The organism is Caldinitratiruptor microaerophilus, assembly GCF_025999835.1.
GTDB classification, from domain to species: domain Bacteria; phylum Bacillota; class Sulfobacillia; order Symbiobacteriales; family ZC4RG38; genus Caldinitratiruptor; species Caldinitratiruptor microaerophilus.
Window position 1 is genome coordinate 959259 of record NZ_AP025628.1, and the last position, 21734, is coordinate 980992.

20 protein-coding genes and 1 riboswitch are annotated in these 21734 nt (G+C 72.9%); of the genes, 12 read left to right on the top strand and 8 right to left on the bottom strand.

All coding sequences use genetic code 11. The features are described from left to right. Nucleotides 1-319 precede the first annotated feature (319 nt). From caldi_RS04615 to rfbD, 3 genes are all read left to right on the top strand, one after another. On the top strand, nucleotides 320-658 hold the full coding sequence (locus tag caldi_RS04615) for a hypothetical protein (RefSeq protein WP_264843933.1): 339 nt from the start codon (nucleotides 320-322) through the stop codon (nucleotides 656-658). Further along, a complete protein-coding gene (locus caldi_RS04620; protein WP_264843934.1) occupies nucleotides 655-822 on the top strand; it encodes a hypothetical protein in 168 nt (55 codons plus the stop codon). The genes caldi_RS04615 and caldi_RS04620 overlap by 4 nt, the downstream gene beginning before the upstream one ends. Before the next feature lie 483 nt (nucleotides 823-1305). After that, nucleotides 1306-2184 (top strand): dTDP-4-dehydrorhamnose reductase, encoded by an 879-nt coding sequence (gene rfbD / locus caldi_RS04625; protein ID WP_264843935.1) that lies wholly within the window; start codon nucleotides 1306-1308, stop codon nucleotides 2182-2184. A 17-nt stretch (nucleotides 2185-2201) separates the two neighbouring features. Here rfbD and caldi_RS04630 read toward each other — a convergent pair whose 3' ends face one another. The 3 genes from caldi_RS04630 to caldi_RS04640 form a co-directional block, all read right to left on the bottom strand. Continuing rightward, nucleotides 2202-2918 (bottom strand): PIG-L deacetylase family protein, encoded by a 717-nt coding sequence (locus tag caldi_RS04630; protein WP_264843936.1) that lies wholly within the window; start codon nucleotides 2916-2918, stop codon nucleotides 2202-2204. Between the two features lie 183 nt (nucleotides 2919-3101). Beyond that, nucleotides 3102-3356: a hypothetical protein gene (locus caldi_RS04635; protein ID WP_264843937.1), complete on the bottom strand. Its 255-nt coding sequence runs from the start codon at nucleotides 3354-3356 to the stop codon at nucleotides 3102-3104. 36 nt (nucleotides 3357-3392) lie between these two features. Further along, nucleotides 3393-4217: a translation initiation factor eIF-2B gene (locus caldi_RS04640; protein ID WP_264843938.1), complete on the bottom strand. Its 825-nt coding sequence runs from the start codon at nucleotides 4215-4217 to the stop codon at nucleotides 3393-3395. Between the two features lie 146 nt (nucleotides 4218-4363). Here caldi_RS04640 and caldi_RS04645 point away from each other — a divergent pair, with 146 nt between their 5' ends. Then, the gene (locus tag caldi_RS04645; protein ID WP_264843939.1) at nucleotides 4364-6682 is read left to right on the top strand and encodes an SH3 domain-containing protein; all 2319 of its coding nucleotides are present in this window, start codon (nucleotides 4364-4366) and stop codon (nucleotides 6680-6682) included. Between the two features lie 33 nt (nucleotides 6683-6715). Here caldi_RS04645 and caldi_RS04650 read toward each other — a convergent pair whose 3' ends face one another. From caldi_RS04650 to caldi_RS04660, 3 genes are all read right to left on the bottom strand, one after another. Beyond that, nucleotides 6716-7465, bottom strand: a complete 750-nt coding sequence (locus caldi_RS04650) for an SIMPL domain-containing protein (RefSeq protein WP_264843940.1) — start codon at nucleotides 7463-7465, stop codon at nucleotides 6716-6718. A gap of 175 nt (nucleotides 7466-7640) precedes the next feature. Next, nucleotides 7641-8351, bottom strand: coding sequence for a 5' nucleotidase, NT5C type (locus caldi_RS04655; RefSeq protein WP_264843941.1), 711 nt, complete (start codon nucleotides 8349-8351; stop codon nucleotides 7641-7643). A 2-nt stretch (nucleotides 8352-8353) separates the two neighbouring features. Next, nucleotides 8354-8836, bottom strand: a complete 483-nt coding sequence (locus caldi_RS04660) for an acyl-CoA thioesterase (protein ID WP_264843942.1) — start codon at nucleotides 8834-8836, stop codon at nucleotides 8354-8356. A gap of 735 nt (nucleotides 8837-9571) precedes the next feature. Next, nucleotides 9572-9728, top strand: a riboswitch (cyclic di-AMP (ydaO/yuaA leader). 133 nt (nucleotides 9729-9861) lie between these two features. On the opposite strand from caldi_RS04660, the gene caldi_RS04665 reads away from it, so the two are divergent. The 4 genes from caldi_RS04665 to caldi_RS04680 all read left to right on the top strand — a co-directional run bounded on the left by caldi_RS04665 (nucleotide 9862) and on the right by caldi_RS04680 (nucleotide 14755). Next, complete coding sequence (locus caldi_RS04665) at nucleotides 9862-11031, top strand: NAD/NADP-dependent octopine/nopaline dehydrogenase family protein (protein WP_264843943.1); 1170 nt, start codon at nucleotides 9862-9864, stop codon at nucleotides 11029-11031. Further along, complete coding sequence (locus caldi_RS04670) at nucleotides 11019-12701, top strand: cobalamin B12-binding domain-containing protein (RefSeq protein ID WP_264843944.1); 1683 nt, start codon at nucleotides 11019-11021, stop codon at nucleotides 12699-12701. Before caldi_RS04665 ends, caldi_RS04670 begins: the two co-directional genes overlap by 13 nt. A gap of 6 nt (nucleotides 12702-12707) precedes the next feature. Beyond that, the gene (locus caldi_RS04675; RefSeq protein WP_264843945.1) at nucleotides 12708-14246 is read left to right on the top strand and encodes an asparagine synthase-related protein; all 1539 of its coding nucleotides are present in this window, start codon (nucleotides 12708-12710) and stop codon (nucleotides 14244-14246) included. 272 nt (nucleotides 14247-14518) lie between these two features. Then, a complete protein-coding gene (locus caldi_RS04680) occupies nucleotides 14519-14755 on the top strand; it encodes an SHOCT domain-containing protein (RefSeq protein WP_264843946.1) in 237 nt (78 codons plus the stop codon). A gap of 50 nt (nucleotides 14756-14805) precedes the next feature. Here caldi_RS04680 and caldi_RS04685 read toward each other — a convergent pair whose 3' ends face one another. Further along, entirely contained in the window at nucleotides 14806-15336 is a 531-nt protein-coding gene (locus caldi_RS04685; RefSeq protein ID WP_264843947.1) for a hypothetical protein, read from the bottom strand. Nucleotides 15337-15517: 181 nt separating this feature from the next. On the opposite strand from caldi_RS04685, the gene caldi_RS04690 reads away from it, so the two are divergent. Both caldi_RS04690 and caldi_RS04695 read left to right on the top strand, forming a co-directional pair. Further along, nucleotides 15518-17347 (top strand): chloride channel protein, encoded by a 1830-nt coding sequence (locus caldi_RS04690; protein ID WP_264843948.1) that lies wholly within the window; start codon nucleotides 15518-15520, stop codon nucleotides 17345-17347. A gap of 16 nt (nucleotides 17348-17363) precedes the next feature. Further along, complete coding sequence (locus tag caldi_RS04695; protein ID WP_264843949.1) at nucleotides 17364-18470, top strand: mechanosensitive ion channel family protein; 1107 nt, start codon at nucleotides 17364-17366, stop codon at nucleotides 18468-18470. A gap of 207 nt (nucleotides 18471-18677) precedes the next feature. On the opposite strand, the gene caldi_RS04700 is transcribed toward caldi_RS04695, so the two are convergent. Further along, a complete protein-coding gene (locus caldi_RS04700; protein WP_264843950.1) occupies nucleotides 18678-19937 on the bottom strand; it encodes a transposase in 1260 nt (419 codons plus the stop codon). A 250-nt stretch (nucleotides 19938-20187) separates the two neighbouring features. Here caldi_RS04700 and aroQ point away from each other — a divergent pair, with 250 nt between their 5' ends. Further along, the gene (gene aroQ / locus caldi_RS04705) at nucleotides 20188-20634 is read left to right on the top strand and encodes a type II 3-dehydroquinate dehydratase (RefSeq protein ID WP_264843951.1); all 447 of its coding nucleotides are present in this window, start codon (nucleotides 20188-20190) and stop codon (nucleotides 20632-20634) included. Nucleotides 20635-20644: 10 nt separating this feature from the next. Then, entirely contained in the window at nucleotides 20645-21718 is a 1074-nt protein-coding gene (locus caldi_RS04710; protein ID WP_264843952.1) for a M24 family metallopeptidase, read from the top strand. Nucleotides 21719-21734 lie beyond the last annotated feature (16 nt).

Below are 21734 nucleotides of genomic sequence, written 5' to 3' on the forward strand. Positions count from 1 at the left end.
ATGAACTTGCGATGAAGGTCCATCGGTCGCTGACGTTGGTTTCATATCGGACTAGGTGAGAGGGCTCTGACCGAGAAGTCGCTTCTATTTCGGAGCAGTCCGTGTTGCTGGCCCGCGAAATCTTGGACTTTGTGCGGTCCGTGCTCGATAGGACTGGTACCGGGCATGCGATGAGTTGATAGATCGTATCAATAGATGCTATTGATACGTATTGGCTTGACAAAGGCATGGTCCGCCCGCCATAATACGGTAGCGTGATCCGCGGCGCGGGGGACCCGCCGGCGGGCGCAGATCCGGCGGATTCGCGGATGAAAGGAGGGTGAGCGAGGTGCAAGCGGTCGGCATCATCGGCGAGCGGAAAGCGATCACCGGCCTCACCACGGGGACCGGGACGGCGGTCACGCTCGTTCTTGGCGGGCGTCTTGGCGCGCGCCGTACCACCCTGCGCGGCGAGCCCCAGCCCCGTCCCACCTTCGACGTCCTCGTCTCGCCCACCATCCGCGGGACGCCCCAGTTCCGACGAGGGGGACCCGGTTCCCCGTCGGACTTCGGGATCCGGCTGGAGCCGTGGGCGGAAGCCCACGGCTCCAGTGTTTTCTCGGGCCGGATCGCCCGGGAGGCCGGCGGCCGGCCGGCGGTCAGGAGGGAATGGCCATGATCCTGAGGATCGGTTTCCTGGAGATCAACCTGAGCGTGCAGATTCAACCGCGGCAGGCCGTGGCGGATCCCCGCCGGGTGCCGGGGCATCCGGACCGGTACGTGGAGGCGCTGCGCGAAGAGATCCTGCGGATCCTGCGGTACGAGCCGCCGCCGAGGCCGTGATGCGCGCCGGCAGGAAGTTACGCAGGCAACGCCGGGAGGCGCTGGCAGGGGTCTCCCGGCATCTCGTTCCCTTGTCTTGCAGACGGGGTGGCGGCGGGAGTCGGTCGTCCGGGACAGTGTGCAGTTCCTGCACGGTACCCAGGGTGCAGTTTCTGCCTCTTGAGGGGCCGTGGCAGGCGGTAGCGGTGCAGAAAGTGCACCTTGACCCTGGGTCTTGTGGTACAGGAGCGGTCTCGCGGGGCTCAAGCCGCAGTTTCTGCCCCCCACGTGGGGTGCAGAACCTGCACGGCGTCCCGCATGGCGGCAGCCGGTTCCGCCAAGCGGAACCGAGGCGGGCGGCCCCACGCCAGGTGCCGTGCCGGGCGCCGAGGCCGGCCCGGTGCCGGTGCAGCCAGCGGCGCCGCACGGCCGGCCCGGAAGGATCCCCACCCGTCCGGGGCGAAGGCGTGAAGGGCCCATCATTCCCACATGCACAGGTGAACCATGCGCATTCTTGTGACCGGCGCCGGCGGGATGCTCGGGCAGGACCTGGTGCGGGCGCTGCGGGAGCGGGGGCACGAGGTGGTGCCCCTCGCCCGGGCGGACCTCGACGTGACCGACCTCGGCGCCGTGCGGGCGGCCGTGCGGACCCTGCGGCCGCACGTGGTGGCGAACTGCGCGGCCTGGACCCGGGTCGACGACGCCGAGTCGCACCCCGACGCCGCTTTCCGGGTGAACGCGCTCGGCCCGCGCAACCTGGCGGTCGCCTGCCACGAGGCGGGCGCGGCGCTCCTGCACATCAGCACGGACTACGTCTTCGACGGCCGGAAGGGCGCGCCGTACCGGGAGTTCGACCCGCCCGCCCCCCTGGGCGTGTACGGGGCTTCCAAGCGCGCGGGGGAGGAACTCGTGCGGGGCCTGTGCCCGAAGCACTGGATCGTCCGCACGCAGTGGCTCTACGGCGCCGGGGGGCCGAACTTCGTCCGGACGATCCTCCGCCTCGCCCGGGAGCGGCTGGAGGCCGCAGGGGCGGGAGAGGCGCCGGATCCGCTGGCCGTCGTCGACGACCAGGTGGGCTCGCCCACGTACACCCGGGACCTGGCCCAGGCCCTGGCGGACCTGGTGACCTCGCCGGCCTACGGCACGTACCACCTGACGAACCAGGGCGCGTGCACCTGGCATGAGTTCGCCCGGACGATCCTGACCCTGGCCGGCCTCGACCGCGTGAAGGTCCGCCCCGTCGCCACGGCGGAGTTGGGCCGGCCGGCCCCCCGGCCGGCCTACTCGGTCCTGGATAACCATCTCTGGCGGGTGGAGGGCCGGGCGCCGCTGCGGCCGTGGGCGGAGGCGCTGGCGGCTTTCCTCCGCGAGGGGCAGGCCTGAACGTCCCCGGGGGCGGCCTAGAGCCCCAGGAACAGGTCGCCGGCAGGCCGCGCGCCGTCCGGTAGCCCCGGGCCGGCGCCGAGCTGGTAGGTCTCGTACCGGAACGCCCAGCGGGAGGCGCGGCGGTCGGCGAAGAAGATGCGGTCGATGCTCAGGTGCTGCGTGCGGTGGGCGCGCAGCGCCTCTTCCTTTCGCGTCGCGAAGGCCCGGATGTCGACGAGGAAGTCCACGTCCGGATGCCGGCGCGGATCGGCCATGGCCCAGGGGGGCGTCGGGGTGGTGTACAGGAGGCGCACCTCGCCGAGGCCCCCGGCCCGTGCCCGGTCGACCGCCCGCCGGGTGAGGGCGCTGATGGCCACGTGGTCGGGGTGGCCGTTCGAGCCGGTGGGGTCGAACGTGACCACGACCTGCGGGCGGTGGCGGAGGAGGAGCCCGGCCAGGCGGCCGGCGGCCTCGTCGGGGTCGGCGTCGCCCAGGCGGCGGTCGATGTAACCCAGGAAGTGGACCTCGGCGATCCCCAGGATGGCGGCCGCCCGCCGGAGCTCCTGCTCGCGGACGGCAGGCAGCTCGTCGCGCGTGCAGATCGGGGGGTCGCCGGGCTTGCCGGCCTCGCCCCGGGTGGCGGTGCTGAGGACGACCTTCACCCCCGCCTCGGCGTAGCGGGCCGCCGTGCCGGCGGTGAGGAACGACTCGTCGTCCGGGTGAGCGAAGCTCAGGAACAGGCAGCGATCCACCGGACTCTGGTCACCTCGTCCCCGGGTATTCGAACCGCGCCCGCCCGGGTCCTCCTGGGCCCGCCGGACGGCCGGGAGCACGCACGAGCCCGGGGGGAGCGGCCCGTGGCCCGGGCCACCCGTGCCGGGGCCCGCATGAGCCTGACCACCGCCGCCGGGTCGTGCGGGAACCGGCCGTCACGTTCACGCCGGCGGCAGGATCAGCCGGATGGTGGGAACGCCGGCCCCGGAGATGTCCACCCGGTCGACGTTCGCACCGGGCACGATCAGGCCGGAGAGGCCGGCGATCAGGGCGATCAGCCGGGCGGGTCCGGTCACGGGCTGGGTCGAGGGGGTGAAGTTGATCTCGACCCGGCCCCGCTCCACCCGCACCATGCTGATCGTCAGGTTCCCCAGGATCCCGAGCAGTGCGACCAGCAGGCGGTCCAGTTCAGGCAACGGGATCGCCTCCCCGTGACGTTTCCTCTGTTTATGTTACGTGCCGTTCCCCTCGGCGGTGCGGGGGCGGGCCGGGTGTCGCACCCCGTCCTCGGTGACGAGCGCCGTGACGAGGTGCGCCGGCACCCGCTCGAAGAGCGGATTCCAGCAGGCGACGCCGGGGGGCGGCTGCAGTTCGGCCGGATCGCCGTCCTCACCGGGCGGCCCTGCGGCGCCTGCGTCCTCCGGCCAGAACTTGAGGGTTTCGGCGCAGACGTAGAGCGGCACGCCGGCCGTCCGCGCCGCCAGCGCGAGGAGGTGGGTACCCACCTTGTTGACCACGGACCCGTCGGGGAGGACCGCATCGGCGCCCACGAGGGCCAGGCTGGTCCGGGTCGCCGCCACCGCCAGCGCCGCGTCCGGGACCAGCGTGACCGGCACGCCGGCGTCCCTGAGGTCGGCCGCCATGTCCCTGCCCTCCCCGAGCGGCCAGCCGGTCGTGACCCAGGCCGACGGGCGCCTTCCCTGCGCCACCGCCTCGCGGAGCACGGCCAGGACGGCCCGCGAGCGGCTGTGGACCAGGACCCGGGCCCCTTCCGGGATGAGGGCGGCGCCGTGCCGGGCCAGCTCGGGGAGGGCCTCGCGAGCCCGCCGCAGGTAGTCCGCCAGCGCGCCGGGCGGATCCGGACTCCTCGCCGCCGCGACTGCACGGTGTACGGTCGCCATGGCCGGCTTGAGGCGCAGGGCCTCCTCGCAGGCCGCTCCCAGGTCTCCCTCCTCCTGAATGCACGCCAGCAGGGCCTCCGCCACACGGGCCCCGATGTCCCCCGCCCCGGCCGTGGCGAAGAACGCAGGGTCGTCGAGAAGGCGTCGCCATCGCAAGGCCATTCCCTCCGCCATCGACATTTTTTGCCTGCAACATAGGGACATCGAAGCGATTTGGGTGTAAAATAGATGCAGGTTGCCTGGGCTCAGGCATTCCTGGCGCTCGGTTCCATGTCACGAGGCGCAAGGGGTTGGAGCACCGGATGAAGCGCCTGATCCTGGGATTCGTCCTCTCCCTGGCGATGGCCTCCACTGCCGCGGCCCACACCGTGTATCCCCGGGACCCCGAGGGGCTGAACGTGCGGAGCGGCCCGGGAACCGGGTATCCCGTCGTGTCGACGCTGGCGCAGGGGCAGGGGGCCGCGTTCCTCGAGCGGCAGGGGAAGTGGTACCGGGTCCGCCTGCCGGACGGAAAAGAGGGCTGGACCGCCTCCTGGGTGGCCAGGCTGCGGTACGATCCGCCGGCCGCCGGTCGGGTGACGGCGGACGTCCTCAATGTCCGCGCCGGCCCCGGCGTCCAGTTTCCGATCGTCGGGACGGTGACCCGGGGTCAGGTGCTGGAGGTCCGGGAGATCGCCGGCGACTGGTGGCAGGTCGCGCCCACCGGCGGTCGGGTCGGGTGGGTGAGCGGCGCGTACATGGAGGAGGTCACCCCGGCCTCGCCGGAGCCCGCCCCCTCGCAACCGCCCGAGCCCCAGCCGGAGCCGGGCGCGCCCTCCCCGGAGGCGCCACTGCCCCCCGTTCAGAGCGAGATGCCCGAATGGCTGCGAACCGGGGACGTGACGGATCCGCCATCTTCGGTGTCCGCTTCCGAACCGGCCGCACCGGGGTCCGCACCCGGGACGCCGGCCGGCCCCGACCCAGCCACCTACCGCCTCCCGTCCGAACGGGAAGACGGGCGGGCCGGACCGCCGAAGCAGGTGTCGCTGGCGGCAGCCGAAGCGCCGCTGCGGACGGGACGCAGCCCGAGGTACCCGGCGGTGGACCGCGTCCGGGCGGGCGAGCCTCTCACCTATGTGGCCGCCAGCGAGGGATGGGTCCGGGTCCTCTCGCCCCGGGGGATGGAGGGCTGGGTGCCCGGCCCCCTCGTGAACCTGGAGGACCCGGGGCAGGATCCGCTGCGCGGTCCGATCTACCGGCTTTCCGAGAACCTGTGGTCGATCGCCCGGCCGGAGGTGCGGGAGGTCCGGCCGGCCGACGGCCTGCGCCTGCGCGCGGGTCCGGACCTCTCCGCCCGGGTGCTGGACGTCCTGCCGAAGGGGACCCGTGCACTCGTCCTCGCGCGGCAGGGGGAGTGGCTCCAGGTCCGGCTTCCGGGCGGCCCCGTCGGGTGGGTGGCCGGCTCCTACACGCGCCCGGTGGGCACCGGGGCGGGCCGGGTGACGTCGGCCGTGCTGGAGCTGGTCCAGGCGGGCGTCTTCCGGCTCGAGGTCGCCGGCGACCTCCGCGGCGCGAAGGTGGACGAGACTGACCGGGGCCTCGCCGTGGCGGTGCCGGATCCCCGCTCGGGTGCCGCCCACCTGCCGGTGGTGACCGGGCCCGTGCGAGCCCTCGAGATGGGCCCCGCCGGCGTCACGCTGGAGTGGCGCAGCCCGTCGTTCTGGCGGGTGGAGGAGTCCTCGGCCAGCCGGCTTGTCGTGGAGGTACGCCCGGCCGTCACGGCGGTCGAGCGACGCGATGGGGATCCGGAGTCGTGGCGGGTGGAGGTCCGGGGGCAGGTCCAGCCCGATGCGGCCTACGTGGACGGGTCGATCGTGATCTCCCTGCCAGGTGCCGTCCTCCAGGCCGGCCGCCTGCCGCGCGGGGTGGAGACGCGCCCGGGGCCGGACGGCCTCGAGCTCCGCATCCCGACGGACCGGGCCTTCGCGCTGCGGCCGGATGAGAGCGGTTTCACGGTGCTGCTCTACCGGCCCGGGCTCGCGGGCAAGCGCATCGTCATCGACCCCGGCCACGGCGGCGACGACCCGGGGGCGCAGAACCGGGCCCTGGGGGTCGAGGAGAAGGCGGTGAACCTGGCCATCGCCACCTACCTGCAGGCGGTGCTCTCCTCCCGGGGTGCAGAGGTGTACATGACCCGGACGCAGGACGCCGCCGTGCTCCCTCCGGACCTCCGGGCCCGGGTCGGCGAGGGGGAGAAGGAGCGGGCCGAGCTCGACTACCGCACGTTCGTGGCGAACGCGCTGGGGGCCGACCTCTTCCTGTCCGTCCACGCCAACGCCGGCGGCGCCCTGCAGGGGACGGAGACGTACTGGTCCGCGCAGAACTACAACGCCGGCCGCAGCCGCCGGCTGGCGGCGCTCGTCCAGGAGGAGCTGGTCCGTGAGCTGGGCCGCCCCGACCGGGGGGTGAAGGAGGCCCTCTTCTACGTGATCCGGTACAGCCACGCTCCCTCCGCCCTCGCCGAGGTGGCGTTCGTGAGCGACCCCACGGAGGCCCAGCTTCTCCGGGACCCGGCTTTCCAGCAGCGGGCGGCGGCGGCGCTCGCCCGGGCGGTGGAGCGGTTCTTCGAGGGGCCCGGCTGATGGCCGGGCCCCTCTGTCGGTGGGTGCCCTCTGTCACTGGATCCCGAAGACGACCCGCACCCGCACCTCGAGCCGGCTGGTGCCGGGCAGCACGGGCATGGAGGCGCCGGCGCCCGCAGGGACGGCCGCCTCGGCGCGGACGAGCACCGGCGGCGGCGTGGCGCCCTCGTCGAGCACGACCACCTCGAGCGGTGCTCCCACCTGCACCCCGAGGCGACCGGCGACCTGCCCGGCCTTCGCGCGGGCGTTGTCGACGGCGCGCTGCAGGGCGTCGCCCAGCGCACGCTCCTGCTCCCAGACGAGGAACTCGACCCCGTCCACCGTGTTGGCGCCGGCGGCCACGGCCGCGTCGATGAGGGACCCGACCTGATCGAGGTTCCGGGTGGTGGCCGTCACGCTCGTGAGCGCGCGGTAGCCCCGGAGCTCCTGCCGCTCTTTCTCGCGGTTCCAGTCGTACTCGGGATGGAGGGCCAGCGTCGCGGTGCGGAGGGAGTCCTGGTCGATCCCCTTGCCCCGCAGGGCGGCCACCACGGCGTTCATCGCCCGGGCCGCCTCCGCGTAGGCGGCCGCCGCCGTGGCAGCCTGGCGCTGGACGCCCACGGTGATTCGGGCCGCGTCGGGCCGGGCCTCGACCACCGCCTCGCCCGTGACCTCGATCCCGCGCCTCTCGGAACCCGGGTCGGCGGCACGGGCCGGCGAGCCGGGCAGGACCGCCGGCGCGGCGAGGGCGGCCGCGCCGGCGGCCGCCAGGGCGAGGGCAAGAGATCCGAGCCAGCGCTTCATGGCGAATCCCCCTTGTCTCATCGGAATGGTTCGCCCCTTGGACGGGGGAACCCGGGGGTCGGTTGCACGAAGAATGCGTCGGCCTGCCGGTGGCACCGGCAGGCCCGTTTCCGTAAACTGTGGCGGAGGGTGATGAAGATGTTCGAGACCTCCCAGCAGATCAGCCCCACCCTGCTCATCGTGCTGGTGCTGGTCCTGCTTCTCCTGATGCCCACCCGGTGACTGCGTCCTCCTCTGGCTGCGGGGCGGGCCCCGGTTCCCCGTCCTCCCGGCGGGCCGGGGCCCACGCGCCAGGGTAGGGCGGGACAGGGCGCCCTGCCTCCAGGTCGATCAGGATCCGGTGCACCAGGGCCTCGAACTCGGCCCAGTCCCGGACACGGTAGGCGTCGTGGAAGTTCCGGTTGTAGGGGTAGTCCATCAGCACCCGGATGCCGTGGAAGTGGCGGAGGTTGCGGGGCGCGTCGTCGAAGAGGACGTCGCCCCGGACGAGGTCCTTCCGGTACGTGATGATCACGTTCTCCTTCCGGACGAAGGGGAGGTGCCGGCGGACCCAGGCCACCTTGTCCGCCATCGCCTGGCGGGGGCTCGCGGTCAGGACCACCAGCTCGGCGCGCTCTTGCAGGCGCTCCAGCACCGGCACGGCGCCGGGGATCGGCTCCAGGTCGGCGAAGAACCCGGGCCGGCTCAGGTAGTGGTAGATCCGCTTTCCGCACTCGGGGCGGACGAAGCGGTGCCACTCCCACTCGACGATCTCGTCCAGGGTGAGGTCGTCGTCCCACTCCCGGTTGTAGGCCGCCAGCCACTTCGCCGCCAGGTTGGCGCAGATCCCGTCGAGGTCGAAGAGGAGCACCGGCTTGCCCTTTGGCCCGAGAACCTCTTCGCCCACGCTCACGCCTCTCCCTTCGCCGCGCGCCGCTCCTGCGCCCGCCGCTCCGCCGCCTCGTACCGCCTGCGCTCGTCGTCCGTCTCGGGGACGACCGGGGGCACCGGCGCGGGCCGCCCGTCCGGGCCGAGGGCCACGAAGGTCAGGCTGGCGCTGCAGGTGTGGGAGCGGCTGCCGGTGGCGAGGTCCTCGCTGAACACGTCGACGTCCACGGCGACCGAGGTGCGCCCCGCCCAGGTGGGCCGGGCGTGGAGGATGAGCGCCTGCCCCACCCGGACCGGCCGGAGGAAGTCCACCCGCTCGATGGAGGCGGTGACGCAGACCCGCTCGGCGTGGCGGATGGCCGCCATCGAGCCCGCGATGTCGATGAGGTACAACACCCGGCCCCCGAGCATGTTGCCGAGGGGGTTCGTATCGTTGGGGAGGACGAGCTCCGTCGTGTGCACCTCGGAAAGGCGGGGTGGCTTGGGGCTCAGGGGTTCCGGCATCGCATCCACCTTCTGACGGTCTTGCCCTACAAGTTAGCGGATTCGCCGGTCGCTGCCAAGGCCTCGCTGGGCGCGCTGTGTGCGGGTACAGGGTGCATGCCGGACTGGCTCAGGGAATCACGGGCCACGGGGGTCTCTGGCAGCGTGGGCAAGGTCGCGGCTTCCGCTTGCTGCGTGGCCGAGCCTCTGGAGGAAGGCCGAAGAGAATACCTGCACCTGGTACTTCTGGGCTCACTTCCCTCCAAGCGACAAGAAATGCGCTCCAACGCGCTCCGTTGACTCACACAGATTGTCTCACCACCCTTGGCCGCTGCCTCCACGGCGCGCCGGCGCCGGCTCAAAGTCTACAGAAAGTGACATTATGGTTGCGCTGGCCCCAGGTCGACCGGGGATTCGGCCGTCCAGACGGGGCGATGCGCCAAGATTTGCGAGTCAAGGCCGGCGCCTGACCCCCACGGACTGTCGCACATTCCACGGAGCGGAACAGCGGCATGGGATGCGGGACCGCCAGCCTGTGGCGTGGGCCCCGAAGCACCGCGCGGGGAGCTCCGGGGGTCGCAATCCACGGCCGCGGGAGGTTGGCCGGGTGGCACCCCGTGGCAGGTGGACCCGAACGCCGGGCCGGTTGGGCTCGGCCGGCAACCTCACTTGGCGGAATGAGGTTGACAGACGACGCTGCCGCCGGTAGAATGAACCCGGAACGCAAAACCGAACCGCCCGCGCTCGTGCGGGTGGCCGCCTGGATCGCCGAATCCCCCGCCGGCAGGCGGGGGAGCGGGGGACCCACCGTTCGGGGCGAATTCGGCTCCCTCCCGTCCGGGAGGCGGCCGATAGGGCAACCTCCACTGCCCGAGCCCGTCAGCTAACCTCGTAGGCGTTGCGGAGGAGGCAGGGGTCACGGAGGCGCACGGCTCCAGGGCCGCCTGGCCCTGGAGCGATTCGCGTTCCGGGCCGAGCCGCCGCCTCCCCTCCCGGTCGAGCGGCCGCCGACCCGCGCAGCGCGGGCACGGAGGGAGGGCACGTCCATGTTTCGAACCCGACCCGCCGCAGCCGGCCGCCGCGCGGGACCGCGCGGATCGGGGCGCTCGCTCCCGCCGGTGGCGGTGCTCGGCGCGGGGCACGGGGGATTGCCGCTGGCCGCCTACCTGGCGCTGCAGGGCGCTCCGGTGCGCATCTGGAACCGTTCGCCCGGCCCGGTCGCCGCAGTCGAGGTCCAGGGCGGCATCCAGCTGGGCCTTCCGGACGGCACCGAGCTCCTGGCCGAGCCCGAGCGGGCCACGTGCGACATCGGCGCGGCGGTCGCCGGCGCCCGGGTCCTGCTGGTGGCCCTCCCGGCGACCGCCCACGCCGGCGTGGCAAGCCTCCTGGCGCCGCACCTGCGCCCGGGGCAGGCCGTCCTGCTCCTCCCCGGGCGGACGGGCGGGGCGCTCGAGTTCCGGCGCACCCTGCGCGAGCATGGCGCCCCACCGGGGGTCGTCGTGGGGGAGGCGCAGACGTTCCCGTTCGCCAGCCGCGTGGTGGCGCCGGGGGTCGCCGCGATCCACGGGATCAAGCGGGAGGTGCCGGTCGCCGCCCTGCCGGCCGGAGACACCCCGCTGCTCCTCGCCGCCGTGAGCCCGCTCCTGTCGATGGTGACGGCGGCCCCGTCGGTGTTGCACACCTCGCTCGAGAACGTCGGCGCGATGCTGCACCCCGTCATCACGCTGCTGAACGCCGGCCGCATCGAGAACGACGCCCGCGGCTTCGAGTTCTACGGGGACGGGGTGACCCCCGGCGTCGCCGCGGTCCTGGCGGCCGTGGACGCCGAGCGGCGGGCCGTAGCGGCGGCGTACGGGGTGCAGGCGCGCGCCCTGTCCGAGTGGATCGAGGCCGCCTATGGGCACCGCGCCCCCGACCTGCACACGGCGGTCGCCCGCAACCCGGCCTACCGGGGCATCCGGGCTCCGACGGTCCTGAGCCACCGCTACCTGGAGGAGGACGTCCCCACGGGGCTCGTCCCCCTGGCCGAGCTGGGCATGGCGGCGGAGGTGCCCTGCCCGACGATGGTGGCCCTCATCCGGCTGGCTTCCGCCCTGCACGGGGTGGAGTACTTCCGGACCGGGCGGACCCTCGAGCGGCTCGGCCTGGGCGGCCTGACGCCCGACGGCATCCGGCGGTTCGTGCTCGAAGGGGAGGTGGAAGCATGCCCGGCCTGATCCTGGGCGCGGCGGTCGGCGAGTGCGTGCACGTGGCGGGGGTGGCGAACTTCCTCCGCCTGGCGGAGGAGGTCGGGTACCGCACGATCCTGCTGGGGCCGGCGGTGCCGGTGCCGAGGCTCATGCAGGCGGTCCGGGAGCACGATCCGGACATCGTGGCGGTGGGCTACCGCCTCACGCCGGAGGCCTGGGAAGGGGTCCTCAAGAGCCTCGTCCGGGCGGTGGACGGGGCCGGGGAAAGGCGCCGGCGCTGGGTGTTCGGCGGCACGGAGCCCACCGCGAGGGTGGCGGCGGCGTCAGGGCTCTTCGAGGCCGTCTTCGACAGCCGCTCCACCCCGGCCGACGTGCTGGCCTTCCTGCGCGGCGCCGGGGCACGGGAGAGCGGGCGCATGCCGCCCCAGACGCTGGTCGAGCGCATCCTGTGGAAGCACCCCTACCCGCTGATCCGCCACCACTTCGGCCAGCCCACGGTGGCCGCGACCGAGGCCGGGATCGCGGCGATCGCCGACGCCGGCGTCCTGGACGTGCTCTCCCTGGGCCCCGACCAGAACGCGCAGGAGCACTTCTTCCGGCCGGAGGAGATGGACCCGGCCCAGGACGGGGCGGGCGGGGTGCCGGTGCGCACGGCGGACGACCTCCGCCGGCTCTACGCCGCCTCCCGCCGCGGGAACTACCCTCTCATGCGCTGCTACAGCGGGACGCGCGATACGCTGCGGTGGGCGCCGATGCTTGCGGAGACCATCCGCAACGCCTGGCTCGCCACCCCGCTCTTCTGGTACGGCGTCCTGGACGGCCGCAGCCGCCGGCCGCTGCGCGAGTCGATCCCCGAGGCGCAGCGGCTCATGCGCTGGCACGCCGAGCGGGGTATCCCGGTGGAGATGAACGAGTCCCACCACTGGAGCCTCAGGGACGCGCCCGACGTGGTCGCGGTGGCGGCCGCCTACCTGGCCGCGCGCAACGCCCGTGCGGCCGGCGTGCGGGACTACGTCCAGCAGCTCATGTTCAACACGCCGCCCGGCACCTCGCCGGCGATGGACCTGGCCAAGATGCTGGCGAAGCTCGACCTGGTGGAGTCCCTCGCCGGCCCGGACTTCCGGGTGTGGCGGGAGACGCGGGGCGGCCTGACCTCGTTCCCCGCCGACCCCGACGTCGCCCGGGGGCACCTGGCGGCCACGACGTTCCTGCAGATGCAGCTGCGGCCCCACATCCTCCACGTGGTGGCGGCCTCCGAGGCGCACCACGCGGCCACGGCGGACGACGTGATCGAGAACTGCCGCATCGCCGACGGCGCCATCCGGCAGGCGCTGCTGGGCCTGCCGGACATGACCCTCGACCCCCGGGTGGCGGCGCGGAGGCGCCGGCTGGTCGAGGAGGCCCGGCTCCTCCTGGCGGCGATCGCCCACCTGGCCCCGCCGGGCACGCCCGATCCGCTCACCGACCCGGAGACGCTCGCCCGGGCGGTGGAGGCCGGGCTCCTGGACGCGCCCCACCTGCGCGGCAACCCGGCGGCCCGCGGGCAGATCGTGACCCGGATGGAGGACGGGGCCTGCGTGGCCGCCGACCCGGCCACCGGCCGGCCGATCGCCGAAGCCGACCGGATCCGGTCGCTCCTCGGCTTCGTCCCCGATCCGGACGAGCCCGGCGTGCTTCTCACGCCGGCGGGGAGGTGAGGCGGAGTGTGCGGGGTCGCCGGGTACCTGGTCCCCCGGGGGCGGCCGGAGCCGGACGTCGGGGCGGTGCTCGACGCCATGCCCTGGCGCGGCCCCGACGGCCGGGGCGTGCTGCATGACCAGGGCGGAGGCTACGCGCTGGGCCTGGGGCACCTGCGCCTCGCCATCATCGACCCGGCCGGAGGGCGGCAGCCCATCTGGAACGAGGACCGGAGCCTGGCCATCGTCCTGAACGGGGAGATCTACAACTACCGGGAACTGCGGGAGCGGCTGGGACACCACCGCTTCCGCACCCGGTCGGACGCCGAGGCCGTCCTGCACCTGTACGAGGACGAGGGCCCGGCCATGTTCCGGCGCCTGATCGGCATGTACGCCCTGGCCATCTGGGACCGGCAGGGGCGGCTCCTCCTGGCCCGGGACCCGCTGGGGATCAAGCCCCTCTACTGGGCCCGGGACGGGGCGGGCGGCGTGTTCTTCGCCTCGGAGATCAAGGCGCTCCTGCGCATGCACCCGGACGTGCACGCGTTCCCGCCCGGGGCCTGGTACCGCACCGGCGACGGCCTGCGCCGGTTCTGGACGGTGCCGGCGGGCGGCGGCCTGCGGGACCCCGAGGAGGCGGTGGCGTCCGTGCGCCGCGAGCTGGTGGCGGCGGTCGACCGCTGCCTCGTGGCCGACGTCCCGGTCGGGGTCTTCCTGTCCGGCGGGCTCGACTCCAGCCTGGTGGCTGCCATCGCCCGGCGCCTCCACGGGCCGGGGCTCAAGAGCTTCGCCGTGGGGATGGCGGGCTCGCCCGACCTGGCGATGGCCCGGCGGGTGGCGGCCTTCCTCGGCACCGACCACCACGAGCACGCCTACACGCCGGCCGAGGTCCGGCGCGTGCTGGGGCCGGTCATCTTCCACCTCGAGTCGTTCGACCCGCCGCTCGTGCGCAGCGCCGTCGCCACGTACTTCGCGGCCCGCCTGGCCTCCCGCCACGTGAAGGTCGTCCTGACCGGCGAGGGTGCCGACGAGCTCTTCGCGGGGTACCATTACCTCAAGGAGTTTGCCGGCGACCCCGCGGCGCTCGGCGCCGAACTCCGCCGCATCGTCCGGCGCCTGCACCGGACGAACCTGCAGCGGGGCGACCGGCTGACCATGGCCCACGGCGTGGAGGCCCGGGTTCCCTTCCTCGAGGTGCCCGTGGTGGAGGCGGCCCTCCGGATCGACCCGGCCCTGCTCCTCGGCCCGGAGCGCACCGCGGAGAAATGGCTCCTGCGCCGCGTGGCTGAGCCCTACCTCCCGGAAGAGGTGGTAGGGCGGCGCAAGGAGAAGTTCTCGCTCGGCACCGGGACCGGCCAGTACCTCGAGGCGCTGGCAGCGGCGATCCCCGACGCCGAGTTCGAGGCCGGACGCCGTCTTCCGTGGGGCGTGCGGCTGTCGGGCAAGGAAGAGTTCCTCTACTGGCGCCACTTCGCCCCGTCGCTCGGCCAGGAGCACCTGGTCCGCCGCATGGGGCGGAGCCGGACGCTTGGGGACTACGACAAGAACGCCGCCGCCTGGCGTTGAGCGCGCCGGGGGAAGGATGGCAGCTCACGTGACGCCAGCGGCTCGCCTCGTGCTCTTGCTGAACCGCCTGGCCCCGCGCCCGCCGCACCCGTTCAACCTGGCCGCGGCGGGCCGGAGCACGTATGCGTGCTCGAACGCCCGTAGCCGGGCGGCTCCACACTTCCTCCACACCGCCGCCAAACCGCCACAAGGCGGGCCGGGTACACTGAGAGTGGGTCGGGCGAGAGCCCCGGTGACCGGTTCCGCCCGGCCGCAAGAAGGAGGTAATGGCCATGATGTGGCACTGGGGAGCCGGCTGGGGCACAGGCTGGATGTGGCTGTGGATGATCCTCTGGGGCGTCCTGTGGGTGGCGCTGATCGGCGGGTTCGTTTACGCCCTCGTGCGGGTTCTCGGCAACCTCGGGGGGCGCGACCGGACGGCCCTGCGCATCCTCGAGGAACGGTTCGCCCGCGGGGAAATCACCGCCGAGCAGTTCCGGGAGATGCGCCGCCAGCTCGAGGGGAAGTAGGCCGGCGCCCGTGTCCGGGTGGCGCCGGCCCTCCGCCGGCCCTCTCGGGGTCATCGCTGCACCTGCCGCACCCACGCCGTGAGGGACTGCACCGTGGCCGCGCCCAGCAGGGACTCGGTGATACCCCTCGCGGCGGCGATGTGGCCCGCCGTGGTCTCGATCAAGCCCCCGAGCCGCTCAAGCAGGCCGCGCACCGACGGGTCCCGGGGCGCGGCCGCCGTCATCCGGCCCCAGGCCTCCGCGGCACGGGCCTGGTGGCGCGCCGCCGCCTCCTGGCAGGCCACGACGAGGGCCAGGAAGCCCGGGTGCCACTCCCCGGCGAGTAGCCGGCGCAGCGAACCGACGGCGGTGACGAGGTGGTAGCTCACCTCGTAGTTTTCCCGATGAAGGGTCCGAAACCCCGGCAGCACGCGCACGGACGGGATGAAGTGGCCCAGCGAGGCGTCGGCGCACTGCAGTTCGAGGCTGTGGCGGGCGGCCATCAGGCGCTCCAGGACCCGCCCCAGGTACGGCGCCGCGTAGGCCGGGGCGACCGGCAGTGCGGGTGCCGGCGCCGCGGCCGGGGGAGCCAGGAGGAACAAGTCGCTCGCCTCCCCGATCGTCGCTTCGGTTCTCCGCGGATCGCGGATTTCGTCCTCAGCTTATGTGGTGCAGCGGGCCGGCGGGCCTGCCCCTGTGCTATAGTGGAACCAGGACCCGCCCAGGCCACGCCCGGCGGGTTCGTAACGAGGAGGCAGCGACTCCGAGGAGGCGTCGGCCCCGTTGGATCCCAACACCGCCTGGCAACGAGAGGCCCCGGCCGCCCCGGCCGGGGCGGTGGAGCGCGTCCCCCGGGGGGCCGCCACCCCCGGGGCTCTGGCGCGCACGTATCACGGCTCCGTCCGAGTGGTTCACTGGACCGACCTGGCGCTCGCGCTGCTGGTGGCCGGCACGGGGGTGCTGGCCGCCGCGCTGACCCAGGCGTTCGACGAGGCGATCCAGTGGCTCTACCGGTTTGACTTCGGGACGCTCCCGGCCTTCCTGTCCGCCCGGGGGTGGCCGGGGTGGCTGCCCTACGTGGGCGTGCCGGCCCTGATGGGCGTCGTGGTCGCTGCGCTCAAGGCGCTGGTTCCGGCGGAGAACAAGGGCCACGCGATCCCGGAGGTCATCGTCGCCCTGCTGCGCCGGGAGGGGCGGATCCCGCTGCGGTCCACGGTGCTGAAGACCCTTGCTGCCGTGGTGACCCTGGGGTCGGGCGGCTCGCTGGGACGGGAGGGGCCGGTCGTGCTCCTGGGGGGCGGCGCCGGGTCGGCGGTCGGGCAGGCGCTGCGGCTCCCCGGCGAGTGGGTGAAGGTGCTGGTGGCCGCCGGGGCCGGCGCGGCCATCGCCACGGCGTTCCACGCCCCGATCACCGGCGCGTTCTTCGCCCTGGAGATCATCCTCACCCAGTTCACCGCCCGGGCCTTCGCACTCGTGGCGCTCGCCTCGGTCACGGCCGGGGCGGTGGCCCGCTTCATCATGGCGGCGCCGCCCTTCCCGATCCCGGCGTACCGGCTCCACAGCGCGGGCGAGGTGGTGGCGTACGTGGGGCTGGGCCTGCTGGTCGCCCCGCTCGCCCTCCTCTACATCCGGGCGCTCCACGGGGCGGAGGAACGGGTGGCCCGGGTGCGGCGCGTGCCGGCGTGGGCCAAGGCGGCGCTGGGCGGGGTGCTCTTCGGCCTGATCGGCCTCGCCGTGCCCGGCACCCTGGGGCCCGGGTACGAGGTCATCGTCGCCGCGCTCGCCGGCGGCCTGCCCCTGGCCACCCTCCTGGTCCTGCTGGCGGGCAAGCTCGCCACCTGTTCGATCACCCTCGGGTCGGGGTGGAGCGGGGGCGTGTTCGCCCCCGCGATGTACCTGGGCGCCATGGCCGGAGGCGCTTACGGCACGGTGCTGGGGATGCTGCTGCCCGGCCGCGTGGGTCCTCCCGGCGCGTACGCGGTGGTGGGGATGGCGGCGATGATCGCCGGCGCCACCCAGGCGCCGCTCACCGGCATGACCCTGATCCTCGAGGTGACCCGGGACTACCAGATCGCCCTGCCGGCGATGCTCGCCTGCGGCATCGCCAGCGTGTTCAGTCACCGGCTGACGCCGTACTCGATCGACACCCTGCACCTGCCCGAGAAGGGCGTGGTCCTGCCCTGGCAGGTGCAGGACCTCCGCGGCATCCCCGTCCGCGAGGCGATGGTCACCCCGGTCCACACCGTCCGGGATGATCAGGTCCTGGGCGACGTGATCCAGCTCATGCAGCGGTACCACCACGACGGCTACCCGGTGCTCGACCGGCAGGGCCGGCTGGTCGGGATCATCACGCTGGGCGATATCCGCGACGTGCCGCTCGAAGGCCGCCTCCGCGTCCCCGTGGGGCAGGTCATGCACCGCGACCTCGAGGTGGTCACGCCCGACCAGTCCCTGGCCGACGCCGCCCTCGCCCTGGCGCGGCGGGGCGTCGGGCGTCTGCCCGTCGTCGACCCCGACGACCCCCGGCGGCTGCTCGGGATCATCACGCGCAGCGACATCCTCCGGGCGTACCAGGGGCGGATCGGGCAGGGCGGCGGCCTCTTCGGCGTGTAGGCGGACGTGTGAGGACGTGCGACAAGGAATCCGGCGCAGGGGGGATGGCAGACTGACGAGCCTGCTGTACGCCTCGGTCTACGGAAACCCGGTGTGGCGGTGGCTGGTGGCCGCCGGGACGGCGGTGGCGGCGTACGTCGCCCTTCGCGTCCTCCAGCGGCTGGTCGCGGGCCAGCTCGGCCGCCTGGCAGCGCAGACGGCCAACGAGGTCGACGACTTCCTCGCCGACCTGATCCGGCGCCGCACGAAGGCACCCTTCCTCTTCATCGCGGCTCTCTTTGCCGGCACCCTGGTGGTGTCCCTCCCCGACCGCGCCCAGCAGGTGGTGCGGGGCGCCTTCCTGACCGCCCTCTGGCTGCAGGTGGCGGTCTGGGGCAACGCCGCCATCGCCTGGTGGCTGCCGCGGCTTTACCGCCGGCAGGGGGAGCTGGACGCCGAGACGGCCTCGGTCTACAGCGCCCTGTCGCTCATCTCGCGGGTCGGGCTCTGGGTGCTGGTGCTGCTCCTCGTCCTGGAGGGCGTGGGGGTCAAGGTGACCGCCCTGGTCGCCGGCCTGGGGCTCGCCGGGGTGGCCGTGGCGCTGGCCGTCCAGAACGTCCTCGGGGACCTGTTCGCGTCGCTCTCGATCGTGCTGGACAAGCCCTTCGTCGTCGGCGACTTCATCGTCGTGGGGGACTTCCTGGGCACCGTCGAGCACGTGGGGATCAAGACGACCCGGGTCCGCAGCCTTTCCGGCGAGCAGATCGTGTTCTCCAACGCCGACCTGCTCCAGAGCCGGATCCGGAACTACAAGCGGATGCAGGAGCGCCGGGTGGTCTTCGAGCTCGGCGTGACCTACGAAACCCCTTACGAGAAGCTCGCCGCCATCCCGGACATGGTCCGGGCGATCATCTCGGAGCAGCCCCACGCCCGCTTCGACCGGGCGCACTTCGCCCGCTACGGCGACTTCTCCCTGGTGTTCGAGGTCGTGTACTACGTCACCAGCCCGGATTACAACCTCTACATGGACACGCAGCAGGCCATTAACCTGGCGATCTTCCGCCGGTTCCAGGAGGAGGGCATCGAGTTCGCCTACCCGACGCAGAAGCTCTACTTGAGCCCGGCCCACACGGCCAGGGCGTAGCCGGCGAGCCCGCCGTCCTCAAGCCCCCTGCAGGATCTACGCAACTCCGGTTTGTGAGAGGCCGAAAAGGTCGGTTGGAGTAGGTCTCAGTGGGGACCGGGAAAGAGAGAGAGAAGGAGAACATACAGAGCAAGGGCTCTGTGTCTGCCAGTAGATGGATTTTGCGCTTCGTTCCTGCGTCTCCCGCCCGCCCGTGCCCGGGAGCGGTTAGCCGGCGGCCAGGTAAGGGAGTAGCTCAGCAGGGGCGACCCGGAGGGCGGCGTACAGTTCGCCAGCGAACCACCGGGCCGGCTTCTCACCCTGCCTGGCCATGCGGAGGCGGCGGTAGACGAAAGTGAGGAAGAGGTTGAAGGCCACCGCCAGGAGCAGCCAGGTGCTGAGCAGTGCCTCCGGGCTTTGGTGGGCGAACGGGTGGTTCCAGTGGAACTCGTGCTTGAGCTGGTGAAAGCCGGTGTTCTCGAGGTTCCAGCGGTGATGAGCCGCCTCCCACAGAGCCCGGGTGGGAAGCTGTCCCGGGGACAGGTTGGTGGCGTAGAAGGCCCTGGGGCGGAGCCTGCCGGGGAAGGGGGTCTGGCGGCGGCGGGTGGCGGGTTCGGGGAGTTCCTCCTCGTCCACGATCAGAACCCGCAGGGCGCCGGGGTACGAGTCCCACGAGGTGAAGTGGTCCTCGTCCCATGCCTGGACCCGGAGGCGGCGGTGGCCCCACGAAGTGACCCAACGGGCGGGTTGGGAGCGGGCGGCCAGGGCCTGAGCGTCGCGGAGCAGCAGGCGGCGCTCCTGGTCTTTGACCCGGACGATGAACCCGCGGCCAAGCCGGTCGATCTGGGCGAGGAAGGGTCCCTGGGCGAAGCCGGCGTCGAGGAGGAAGACGTGGACCCAGGGAAAGGCGTTGGCGAGCCGGTCGACGAGGCGGCCAGCCGCGGCCACTTCGGACTCGCCCCGCTGGACGGGTTCGAGGTCGAGGAGGATGCGGGGGTGGGTGCCGACGATGGAGGCGACGACAACCCGGTGGTAGTATTCGGTCTGACCGTCGGCCCGGGTACGGGAGAGGCAAGCGGCGCAGTGGCGGTGGGGGGTGTGGAAGGGCTCGCTGCCGTCGATGGCGACCATGACGAAGGGGCCGACGGAGCCGGGGGACCAGAGCTTGTTGCGGCGCATGCGGCGGATGAGGGGGACGAGGAGCTGGGTGCGGAGGGAGTCGTGGTCGAGCTGAGCGGCGATGCGGGCGAGGGAGTCGGCGCTGATGTGGCGACCGGTGAGACGGTGCAGGGCGGGACGGTCGAGAAGGCGGCCGAGTTCCTCGCGGCTGTGGACGCGGGCGACGAAACCGAGGATCCAGGCAAGCAGGGCGGAATGGGTAGGGATCTGGGCACGGGCGGGATGGCGGTGGGCACGGACAGGGGCGAGGAGCTGGGGGAGCAGAAACGTGCTGGAGGCATAGCGAAGGAACTGGCTGAGGAGTTTCATTCTCGACCTCCCCGGCCACCCATTTGGGAGAGGATGGGTGGTCCGGGATTCTTCTTCGCGCCTTACCAACAAATTCCTCCTAGGCAGGCCGCGAATTTTGCGGGTCACACCAACGGCCGCGAATTGTCACTGCGATCCGGGGTAGCGCGGGGAGCTGCGTAACTCCTGCGCCCCCTGTGGCCGACTTGCGGGGCCGGCGGCCCGGATGCTACACTAGCGCGGGCGACTTGCCGGAAGGGGGGCGCACGGCGTGGCGCGGGTGCTGGTCCTGCACGGCCCGAACCTGAACCTCCTGGGGGTGCGGGAGCCGGGGATCTACGGCACCACCACGCTGGCGGAGATCGACCGGCAGCTCGCGGAGCGGGGACGGGAGCTGGGCCTGGAGGTCGTGACCTTCCAGTCCAACCACGAGGGCGCGCTGATCGACCGCATCCACGCCGCCCGCACCGAGGTCGACGCGATCATCCTGAACCCCGGGGCGCTGACGCACTACAGCTACGCGCTGCGGGACGCGCTGGCCGCGGTGGGCCTGCCCGCAGTCGAGGTGCACCTCTCGAACATCCACGCCCGGGAGCCCTTCCGTCAGCACTCGGTGACCGCCCCGGCCTGCCGGGGCGTCATCGCGGGATTCGGCGCCCGGAGCTACCTCCTCGCGCTGGAGGCCGTGAGGGCGATCTTGCAGGAAGGAAAGGACTGACCGGACCCGAATGTCGCGGGTAGAGAAAGTCCGCGCGGAGATGCAGCGGCGCCAGCTCGACGCGTTCATCTCCCTGCGGCCGGAGAACCGGTCGTACCTGACGGGCTTCACGGGAACCGCCGGCATGGCCGTCGTGACCGCGACGGGGGCGTACCTCCTGACGGACTTCCGCTACGTGGAGCAGGCCCAGGCCCAGGCGCCGGGGTTCGCGGTCCGCCAGGTGGGCAGGAGCAACCGGTACGCCGAGGAGCTCAAGAAAATCCTCCAGGAAGAGGGTATCCGGCGCGTCGGTTTCGAATCGGACTACTTGACGGTGGATGCCCACAACCGGTATGCGGGCGAGCTCGCGGGGGTCGACCTGGTGCCCGCCGCCGGCCTCGTGGAAGGGATCCGGCGGGTGAAGGAGCCGGAAGAGATCGAGGCGATCCGGCGCGCCGCCGCGCTGGCGGACGAGGCGTTCGACCACATCCTCCGCTTCCTGCGGGCCGGCGTGACCGAGCGGGAGGTGGCGCTCGAGCTCGAGTTCTTCATGCGCAGGCGGGGGGCCGGCGCCCTGGCGTTCGACACGATCGTCGCCTCGGGGCCGCGCTCGTCTCTCCCCCACGGGGTGGCCTCGGACCGGGCGATCGGCCGGGGCGACCTCGTGACCCTGGACTTCGGCTGCGTCGTCGACGGCTACTGCTCGGACATGACCCGCACCGTGGCGGTGGGCGAGCCGGACGAGAAGCAGCGGGAGATCTACGCCATCGTCCTGGAGGCGCAGGAGCGTGGGCTGGTGGCGGTCCGGGCCGGGGTGGCTGCCAGGGACGTGGACGCCGCCTGCCGGGACTTCATCGCCGCCCGGGGCTACGGCGAGAACTTCGGACATTCGACGGGCCACGGCGTCGGCCGGGCCGTGCACGAGGAACCCAGGCTGGCGGCGGAGGTCGACGACGTCCTGGTCCCGGGCAACGTCGTGACGGTCGAGCCGGGCATCTACCTCCCCGGGTGGGGCGGGGTGCGCATCGAGGACCTGGTCCTGGTCACGGAGACCGGGTGCGAGATCCTGAGCCGGTCACCCAAGGCACTCATCGTCCTGGAATGAAGGCTCCGATACAAGG